The 9,105-nt window shown below is 40.3% G+C and carries 8 protein-coding genes; all 8 read left to right on the top strand.

All coding sequences use genetic code 11. From position 1 onward, the window contains the following. Window positions 1–200 precede the first annotated feature (200 nt). The 8 genes from V6260_RS17725 (at window position 201) to nth (ending at window position 9,016) form a co-directional block, all read left to right on the top strand. Window positions 201–2,144, top strand: a complete 1,944-nt coding sequence (locus tag V6260_RS17725) for a GGDEF domain-containing protein (protein WP_341595453.1) — start codon at window positions 201–203, stop codon at window positions 2,142–2,144. A gap of 213 nt (window positions 2,145–2,357) precedes the next feature. Next, window positions 2,358–2,939, top strand: a complete 582-nt coding sequence (rsxA, locus tag V6260_RS17720) for an electron transport complex subunit RsxA (protein WP_008172491.1) — start codon at window positions 2,358–2,360, stop codon at window positions 2,937–2,939. A gap of 1 nt (window position 2,940) precedes the next feature. After that, the gene (gene rsxB / locus V6260_RS17715) at window positions 2,941–3,495 is read left to right on the top strand and encodes an electron transport complex subunit RsxB (RefSeq protein ID WP_341595452.1); all 555 of its coding nucleotides are present in this window, start codon (window positions 2,941–2,943) and stop codon (window positions 3,493–3,495) included. Between the two features lie 8 nt (window positions 3,496–3,503). Then, on the top strand, window positions 3,504–5,948 hold the full coding sequence (rsxC, locus tag V6260_RS17710; RefSeq protein WP_341595451.1) for an electron transport complex subunit RsxC: 2,445 nt from the start codon (window positions 3,504–3,506) through the stop codon (window positions 5,946–5,948). Further along, complete coding sequence (gene rsxD, locus V6260_RS17705) at window positions 5,945–7,003, top strand: electron transport complex subunit RsxD (protein WP_341595450.1); 1,059 nt, start codon at window positions 5,945–5,947, stop codon at window positions 7,001–7,003. Before rsxC ends, rsxD begins: the two co-directional genes overlap by 4 nt. Continuing rightward, window positions 7,000–7,641 carry an electron transport complex subunit RsxG gene (rsxG, locus tag V6260_RS17700; protein ID WP_341595449.1) on the top strand — a complete coding sequence of 214 codons (642 nt, stop codon included), beginning with the start codon at window positions 7,000–7,002 and terminating at the stop codon, window positions 7,639–7,641. The genes rsxD and rsxG overlap by 4 nt, the downstream gene beginning before the upstream one ends. After that, on the top strand, window positions 7,638–8,336 hold the full coding sequence (locus V6260_RS17695) for an electron transport complex subunit E (RefSeq protein WP_341595448.1): 699 nt from the start codon (window positions 7,638–7,640) through the stop codon (window positions 8,334–8,336). The genes rsxG and V6260_RS17695 overlap by 4 nt, the downstream gene beginning before the upstream one ends. Window positions 8,337–8,383: 47 nt before the next feature. Beyond that, window positions 8,384–9,016 (top strand): endonuclease III, encoded by a 633-nt coding sequence (gene nth / locus V6260_RS17690; RefSeq protein ID WP_341595447.1) that lies wholly within the window; start codon window positions 8,384–8,386, stop codon window positions 9,014–9,016. The last annotated feature ends 89 nt before the right edge of the window (window positions 9,017–9,105 follow it).

The raw sequence follows: 9,105 nt of genomic DNA, 5'->3' as shown, positions 1-9,105 counted from the left end.
AGCGACGGACTGTTAATCCGCAGGTCCCCCGTTCGAGTCGGGGAGGGGGAGCCAATTCTAAGAATTTCATAGACATCCCATAAAAATTCCACTACCCTTACACTATATAACTAAAGTATTACTTAATTTAAGTTAATTCTCCTTTAGTTTATTAATCAAGGACATGATTCCTTTCCATTGGACTATTAAAAGATAAAAAAATGGCTGGCTTTAAAAAACTTATTTTTATACAAATAATTTCTTGGCTATTATGTGTTCTCGTAGGAAGCTACTTCATATCTGTAAGCTTTGATCATGCGATTAGCAACACTCAAAAAAACGCCCAGAACAATATCAGCAAATATATAAATAAAATATCTTTTAGTGATTTATCGGCAAAAGATTTAGAAAGCTCAGTTGCTGACGGTAAAACTTTTTCAAGTTTCACATTGAGGGATTTTCAGGGAGCTGAAGTTTTTAGTGTAAACACCCCTACTGATTTACCTGTATTTGCATCATTCATTCAATCAAGTTTTAATTCACTTCGACCACAATTCGCAGTAAATAGTGCTGCAGATATCAAAATTGAATTTACAGTTAACGTTCAAGACCTTGCTGAACAATTACAAGCCTCTTTTATTACTCTTATTCTAGTTTCGCTTATTTTAGTGATAATTCCTGTCTTGTTAATGAAATCTATTTTTTATCGCCTTAATAAAAATATTAGTATGACTGTAGCTGACCTTATTGACGTCTACATAGAAAAAAACAGAGCTAGCCAAGATTTAGAAACTGAGCTTGATGACTCTAAACTTAAGAAGTTAGGGAAAGACCTGGTCCCTAGTTTTAATCGTTTGTCTTACTTTTTAAAATCCAAACATGAAGAAATACAAAATGCAGCTTTAAGCATTAAACAAGAAGCATATAAAGATACTGTTACAGAGCTTGGAAATCGTAATATGTTTGTTGAATATTACGAAAAGAATATTGAGAACAATGAACAAAGTACATTTGGCTCTTTAGCCATGATCCGCTGTAGCGAATTGCAGGTAATAAACCAAAGTCGTGGCTATCAAAAAGGCGACGAATATGTAAAAGGTGTTGCTGACTTAGTCAAACATATAAGTGGCACATATGCTGGTAGCCAAGTTTTTAGAATAAACAGTTCAGACTTTGTAGTTATACTTCCGCATGTACCTCTTAAAGAAGCCGAACGCTTTGGGGATAACTTGCAGTCTCGTTTTACACAATATCAACAGAACCAAGAATTAAACTCTGTAGCTAATACAGGTATTGTTGGATACGAAAAAGGCAAACCATTAGGAGAATTGCTTTCGATTGTAGATAATGCAATGAGTATGGCACAGTCAAAACAAGTTAATGCATGGCATGTTCAACGAGAGACTGATTTACTAAACAATGTAAGCGCTGGATTTGGTAATCAGAACTGGCGAAAAGTTATCAACGAAGTCATTGAATCTAAGCGAGTGCATTTAGTAATGCAAAATATTATGCCACTTGGTAAAAGCATAAAGGCATATGCTGAAATCCAAGTGCGTTTTAAAACCGAAGATAACCAATCATTACCAACTGCTTCTTTTTTAGCGATGTCTGAAAAATTAGGTTTGATCATAGAAATTGATAAATTAATTATTGATTCTTCACTTGAAAAAGTAAAAAGTAGAAATCTCTCCGAGAAATATTTTGGCTTGAACGTGACAGCATCAAGTGCACATAACGACCAATTTGTTATATGGTTAGAGCGTCGTTTGTTAAAAGATACTCATATTGCATCAAAACTTATTTTTGAGGTAAGTGAATTTGGCTTACAGCAAAATATTAAAGCCAGTAAACGCTTTATTGATATGGTTCACCGCGTAGGCGCACGCGTAACGGTTGAACGCTTTGGTGTAGGCTTAACCTCATTTAAATTTTTCCGAGATTTAAAGCCAGACTTTATTAAAATGGATGCAAGTTATACCCGCGGATTGGAAGATGATAAGAACAATCAGTATTTTATGCGTCTGATGGTCGATTTAGCCCACCGTATTGGTGTTAGTGTATTTGCTGAGGGTGTAGAGAGCCAAGAAGAAAAACACATAGTAGAGACTTTATGCCTCGATGGAGTTCAAGGTTATTACATAGAAAAGCCTAAGGATATTTAATAAACCTCTATCGATATAGAAAAGAACATATGTTGCTCTTTTTTTATTCTTACAATTTGATAACGCCCTTTCTTCAAAATTGCATTAAATTTTACAGCTTTGTGATCGAAGCTTTATTTTCCGGTGTTTATTTGACTGATAACGACTCGCATAAGTTGTTTATCGGGGCAGAAAAAAGGATAATACGCAGGAATTTAATAGCGCGAGGCACACATGACAGAATATGTCTTGTTATTGATTGGAACCGTTCTAGTTAATAACTTTGTATTAGTACAATTTTTAGGCTTATGTCCGTTTATGGGCGTATCAGGTAAGCTTGATACAGCAATTGGTATGTCTTTAGCAACCACATTTGTGCTTACTCTTGCCTCTGTAACTAGCTATTTAGTTAATCAATATATTTTAATCCCTCTGGATATCGCATTTTTACGCACCATGAGCTTTATTTTGGTGATTGCTGTTGTAGTGCAATTTACCGAAATGGTTGTGCGTAAAACAAGCCCTACTCTGTACCGATTACTGGGTATATTTTTACCGCTTATCACTACAAACTGTGCGGTATTAGGAGTGGCTTTATTAAATATCAAAGAAGATCATTCATTTTTACAATCTGCAGTGTATGGTTTTGGTGCTGCGGTTGGTTTTTCTTTAGTGCTTGTATTGTTTGCTGCACTACGAGAACGCTTAGCAGCAGCTGACGTTCCTACGCCTTTTAAAGGCGCCTCTATTGCAATGATCACTGCAGGCTTAATGTCGATGGCGTTTATGGGTTTTACTGGATTAGTGAAGTTTTAATATGACCTTGTTTTATGCCTTGATAGCGATTGGTTCGCTAGCACTCATTTTTGGACTTATTTTAGGGTTTGCAGCAATTCGCTTTCGCGTTGAAGGTAACCCTATTGTTGAGCAAATTGATACTATTTTGCCGCAAACTCAATGCGGGCAATGTGGCTACCCGGGTTGTCGACCTTACGCTGAGGCCATAGCTAATGGCGATGAAATAAATAAATGCCCTCCGGGCGGCGAATCAACCATGAAAAAGCTTGCCGGCTTAATGGGTGTTGATGAAAAACCACTTGCCGGTGGCGAGCAAGCAGAACCTATAAAAACAGTGGCTTATATTCGCGAAGATGAGTGCATTGGCTGTACTAAATGTATTCAAGCATGCCCTGTAGATGCCATTGTAGGCGCTACTCGTCAAATGCATACCGTACTTATTGATGAATGTACTGGTTGTGATTTATGTGTAGAGCCCTGCCCTGTAGATTGTATTGATATGTTGCCGGTTGCCGAAACAAAACAAAACTGGAAATGGCAGTTAGATGCTATTCCTGTTACGCAAATAGATTAGAGGTTTGAGTGGAAAAGTTACTTGAACAAATAAAAAAAGGCACCGTTTGGGCATTTCCTGGCGGCGTACATCCACCACAGCAAAAAACACTTTCAAATAGTGCCCAAATTGCTCGCTTGCCCCTGCCAGACAAACTAGTAGTTCCGCTTAAGCAACATATTGGCGCTAACGGTAAATTAATCGTTGTGAAAGGCCAACACGTATTAAAAGGTCAACCCCTTACAACACCTGCGGCTAACTGGTCGGTGCCAGTACATGCTCCAACTTCTGGAATCGTTACTGATATAGCGCCTATGCCATCTGCGCACCCTTCAGCGCTTCCTGAGCTGAGCATTATTATTGAACCTGATGGCAACGATGAGTGGTGTAATCTTAATCCAACACCTAACCCAGTAAAGCTTAGCCACGATGAATTAGTAGATATAATTCATCAAGCAGGTATTAGCGGCATGGGCGGCGCGGGTTTTCCTACTTATGTAAAAGCCGATATTAAGCAACCTATCGAGTTTTTAATAGTAAATGCTGTTGAGTGCGAGCCTTATATTACCGCCGATGACGTCTTAATGCGTGAGCATGCCAAGCAAGTTGTGCAAGGTATAGAGCTAATGCAGCAAATTTTAAACCCAACACTTTGTATTGTAGGTATTGAAGACAACAAACCCGAAGCCATTGCCGCCATGACACAAGCAGCAGAGCATAACGCTAATATTGTTATTCAAACAGTGCCTACGGTTTACCCTTCAGGTGGTGAAAAACAATTAGTAAAACTACTCACCAATCGAGAAGTGCCAAGCGGTGGTATTCCGGCCGACATTGGTATTTTAGTGCATAACACAGGTACTTTATTTGCGGTGCAGCAAGCTGTATACGAAGGTAAACCACTTATTGAACGAGTAATTACCGTAACGGGCAATACTATTCATAAGCCCGGTAATGTCTGGGCACTACTTGGCACTGAAATAAAGCACTTGCTTGATTGCCAAGGATTTTCCCCAGTGCCACAACAACGCGTTGTAATGGGTGGCCCTATGATGGGCTTTACTCTTCCCACTGTACGTATTGGCGTAGTTAAAACCACTAACTGTATTTTAGCCCCTGATCATAAAGAGCTGGCAGAAGCAGGTCCCGAAAAAGCCTGTATACGTTGTAGTGCCTGTGCAGATGCATGCCCTGCTTCGCTATTACCGCAGCAATTGCAATGGTTCGCCAAGTCAAAAGAGTACGACAAGCTACAAGAACATAACCTATTTGATTGTATAGAATGTGGTGCGTGTGCTTATGTGTGCCCAAGTGAAATTCCTCTTGTACAATACTATCGTGTAGCCAAAGTTGAAATTAAAGAACAACAAGCCGAAAAAATAAAAGCCGATAGAGCAAAAGAGCGTTTTGATGCCCGTAAAGATCGCTTAGAGCGTGAACAAGAAGAGCGTCAAAACCGCCATAAACGTAAGCCAGCGGCAAAAACATCAGATGAAAAACAAAAAGTAGCAGATGCACTAGCCCGAGTTAAAAACAAATCAGATAAAGGCGGCGAAAAATCAGCGGTTGCTGCCGCTATTGCTCGCGCTAAAGCTAAAAAACAACAAGGCGAAGAGTTAGAGCCTGATAATACTGAAGTAGCAAAAGAGCGCGCACTTCGAAAAGAGCAAGCTCGTAAATATAAAGAGCAAAAGTCACAAACAGATGACTCAGGTGATACTGCGCCAGTTGATGATAAAAAATCAGCTGTAGCCGCTGCAATTGCTCGTGCTAAAGCTAAAAAAGCAGCGCAAGCACAAGGTGATCAAACTAATACAGATGATGCCAATACAGCAGCGCCTGTTGATGATAAAAAAGCGGCCGTGGCCGCCGCAATTGCTCGTGCCAAAGCTAAAAAAGCAGCGCAAGCACAAGATGAGCAAGTTAATACTGATGATGCCGATACAGCAGCGCCTGTTGATGATAAAAAAGCGGCCGTAGCCGCCGCAATTGCTCGTGCTAAAGCTAAAAAAGCAGCTAAAGCACAAGATGAGCAAGTTAATACTGATGATGCCGATACAACAGCGCCTGTTGATGATAAAAAAGCGGCTGTAGCCGCCGCAATTGCCCGCGCCAAAGCTAAAAAAGAAGCTAAAGCTGCCGAGCAGACTGAGCAACCGGAAGAGCCAAGCATCAACGAGCCGCAAACAGATAATGTTAAACCTGAAGAATCACAAACAGGCTCTGTAGCAGATAACAAAAAAGCGGCTGTAGCTGCTGCCATTGCCCGTGCTAAAGCTAAAAAAGCGGCAAAAGAGGCCCAGCAAACACAAAGCAATGAAGATACTGAGCAAGTGACGACAGCAGAGCCTGAAACGCCAAGTGAAACGAGCCCAGAACAAACCTCCGCCCAAAAGAAAAAAGCCGCAGTGGCCGCAGCTATTGCTCGCGCCAAAGCCAAAAAGTTACAAAAAGAAGGAAATGATCAGTCATGAAATTAACCATGGCCAGTTCGCCGCATAATCATAGCCATAAATCACTAACACGATTAATGCTAACCGTTATTGCTGCGTGTATCCCTGGGCTCATTGCCCAAGTTTTCTTTTTTGGTACTGGTGTACTTGTTCAGTTAGTGATTGCACTTGTTGCTGTAAGCGCATTTGAAGCTGCCATAATGCTAATGCGTAAACGCCCTGTTTGGCCTGCATTGAGTGATGGTAGTGCTTGGCTTACTGGTGTGCTATTAGCACTGAGTATTCCGCCACTAGCGCCTTGGTGGGTAATTATTATTGGTTGTTTATTTGCCATTGTAATTGTTAAACAGCTCTATGGCGGGCTTGGTTTTAATTTATTTAACCCTGCAATGGCCGCATATGTTTTGCTTTTGGTATCCTTCCCAGTGCAAATGACAGCTTGGCTACCTGTCAGTGATTTAATAAATACGCCTATTGGATTTGTTGATCAGCTAAGGCTAATATTTACTGATTTTACGGCCTCTGGGTTTAGCCTAGATCAAATGCGTGCTGGGATTGATGGCCTAACAATGGCTACACCTCTTGATACTGTTAAAACAGACATAGCACACGGTTTAACTGTTACCGAAAGCATGCAAAAACCATTATTTAACGAATGGGCAGGCCTTGGCTGGATGTGGGTTAATTTAGGGTTTTTAGCGGGTGGTTTGTACCTTTTAAAATCCAAAATAATTAACTGGCATATTCCTGTTAGTTTTATTGTAAGTTTAGCGATATGTAGTGCAATAGGTTACATTGCGGCGCCTGGTACCGAGCCTGGTACAGTATTCCACTTATTAAGTGGCGCAACCATGATGGGGGCATTTTTTATTGCTACTGACCCTGTCTCTGCTGCAACCACAAATAAAGGTCGCTTAATTTATGGTGCTCTCATTGGCTTATTAGTTTATTTAATTCGTACTTTTGGTGGCTTTCCTGATGCAATCGCATTTAGCGTATTACTAATTAATATTGCTGTGCCGCTTATTGATTACTACACGCAACCACGTACCTATGGCCACGGAGCAGTAAAATGATTATTTCATCAATGGCTAAAAATGGCGCTATTTTAACGGCTTTTGCATTGGTAACAACGGGTTTAGTTGCCTCAATAAATGCACTCACAGCAGATAAAATTGCAGAGCAAGAGCAGCTACAACTTACAGCGCAACTACAAGAAGTACTCGACCCAAAATCGTACGACAACGAATTATCTACAGATTGCGTTATATTTACTGATGAAAAGCTTGGTCCATACGCTGATCAAGTTATTTACCGTGCTCGTAAAAACAATAAACCCGTTGCCGTCGTTATTCGACACGTTACTCCAAATGGTTACAGTGGCGATATTAACTTATTAACAGCTGTATTGAGCGATGGCACTATCGCTGGCGTTCGTACAACTAAACATGAAGAAACCCCTGGTCTAGGCGATAAAGTAGAAGTAAAAAAATCACTGTGGATCACAACCTTTAATAATTTAACCGTCGATGGCGAAGATGACGCACGATGGGCAGTTAAAAAAGATGGCGGCCAGTTTGATCAATTTACAGGCGCTACAATCACACCACGTGCAGTTGTTGGGTCTGTTAAAAACGCAGTTTTGTTCGCACAAACTAATTTTGATGATATTTTTACAGCACCAAATGCCGAATGTGCAGAGGTAAAAAAATGAGCGAATTAAAAACATTATACAAAGAAGGTGTATGGGTAAATAACCCTGCCCTTGTACAGCTTTTAGGTTTATGTCCACTGCTTGCTGTAACCTCAACTGTAACAAATGCCTTAGGTTTAGGCTTAGCAACTTTACTCGTACTAATAGGCTCTAATGTGACCGTATCAATTGTGCGTAGCTGGGTACCTAAAGATATTCGTATACCTGTATTTGTAATGATTATTGCAGGCTTTGTGACTATAGTTCAGTTACTTATGAACGCTTACACCTTTGGTTTGTATCAATCGCTTGGAATATTTATTCCGCTTATAGTGACAAACTGCGCCATCATTGGCCGCGCCGAAGCATATGCATCTAAAAATCCTGTTCATTTATCAGCATTCGACGGCCTAATGATGGGCTTAGGTTTTATGATTGTACTCGTTGTTTTAGGCGCAATGCGTGAATTAATTGGCCAAGGTACGCTGTTTGACGGAGCCGATTTATTACTTGGCCCATGGGCACAAAGCATGCGCATAGAAGTATTTAATTTTGATAATCAATTTTTACTCGCAATTTTACCACCGGGTGCCTTTTTAGGGCTTGGCCTACTTATTGCGGCAAAAAATGTAATTGACGCACAAATAAAATCAAAACAAGTAACGCCACCTGAGGCTGAAAAAGGTCCACGCGCACGTGTTACTAGCTTAACTTAAGGGGAAAACGCATTAACTTATTTAAAAGCTAATGCGTTTTAAGTTGCATGAATAAAGAAAAACGTCACCAAATACTTTCTCGCCTACGCGATGATAATCCACACCCAGAAACCGAGCTTGAATATTCAAGTCCGTTTGAGTTACTCGTAGCAGTAACTCTTTCAGCACAAGCAACCGATGTAGGTGTTAATAAAGCCACTCGAAAGTTGTTCCCTGTTGCAAATACGCCACAAGCCATTTTAGATTTAGGTCACGACACACTGCGTGACTATATAAAAACTATCGGCTTATTTAACTCTAAAGCAGCCAACGTGTACAAAATGTGCCAAATTTTGGTGGATGAGCATAACAGCATCGTGCCAGAGAATCGTGAAGCATTAGAAGCCCTACCAGGCGTTGGCCGTAAAACCGCTAATGTTGTTCTCAACACAGCCTTTGGCTGGCCTGTAATAGCCGTGGATACACATATATTTCGTGTATCTAACCGTACCAAACTTGCCATGGGTAAAGATGTTGTCGCAGTTGAACAAAAGCTTGAAAAGGTTGTACCAAAAGAATTTAAAGTAGATGTTCATCACTGGCTGATTTTACACGGACGCTACACCTGTGTAGCACGTAAACCTAAGTGTGGCAGCTGTATTATTGAAGACTTGTGTGAGTTTAAAGATAAAACTGATTAAGCTTTATTTTACCAGCCCAGATCACTTAATTAAGTAAATTGGTATAGGCTGATATTTAATTCTTCTTTTATAAATCTAGTACCTTAAAT

This window comes from Pseudoalteromonas aliena (assembly GCF_038155085.1).
GTDB lineage: Bacteria > Pseudomonadota > Gammaproteobacteria > Enterobacterales > Alteromonadaceae > Pseudoalteromonas > Pseudoalteromonas aliena_A.
Note: the sequence above shows the minus strand (reverse complement) of the source record. Positions and strands in the feature narration are given on the sequence as shown.

Excerpts from the sequence above, each read along its gene's own strand:
- V6260_RS17725 (WP_341595453.1), top strand. The coding sequence starts at position 201 with ATGGCTGGCTTTAAAAAACTTATTTTTATACAAATAATTTCTTGGCTA.
- rsxA (WP_008172491.1), top strand. The coding sequence starts at position 2,358 with ATGACAGAATATGTCTTGTTATTGATTGGAACCGTTCTAGTTAATAAC.
- rsxB (WP_341595452.1), top strand. The coding sequence starts at position 2,941 with ATGACCTTGTTTTATGCCTTGATAGCGATTGGTTCGCTAGCACTCATT.
- rsxD (WP_341595450.1), top strand. The coding sequence starts at position 5,945 with ATGAAATTAACCATGGCCAGTTCGCCGCATAATCATAGCCATAAATCA.
- rsxG (WP_341595449.1), top strand. The coding sequence starts at position 7,000 with ATGATTATTTCATCAATGGCTAAAAATGGCGCTATTTTAACGGCTTTT.
- V6260_RS17695 (WP_341595448.1), top strand. The coding sequence starts at position 7,638 with ATGAGCGAATTAAAAACATTATACAAAGAAGGTGTATGGGTAAATAAC.
- nth (WP_341595447.1), top strand. The coding sequence starts at position 8,384 with ATGAATAAAGAAAAACGTCACCAAATACTTTCTCGCCTACGCGATGAT.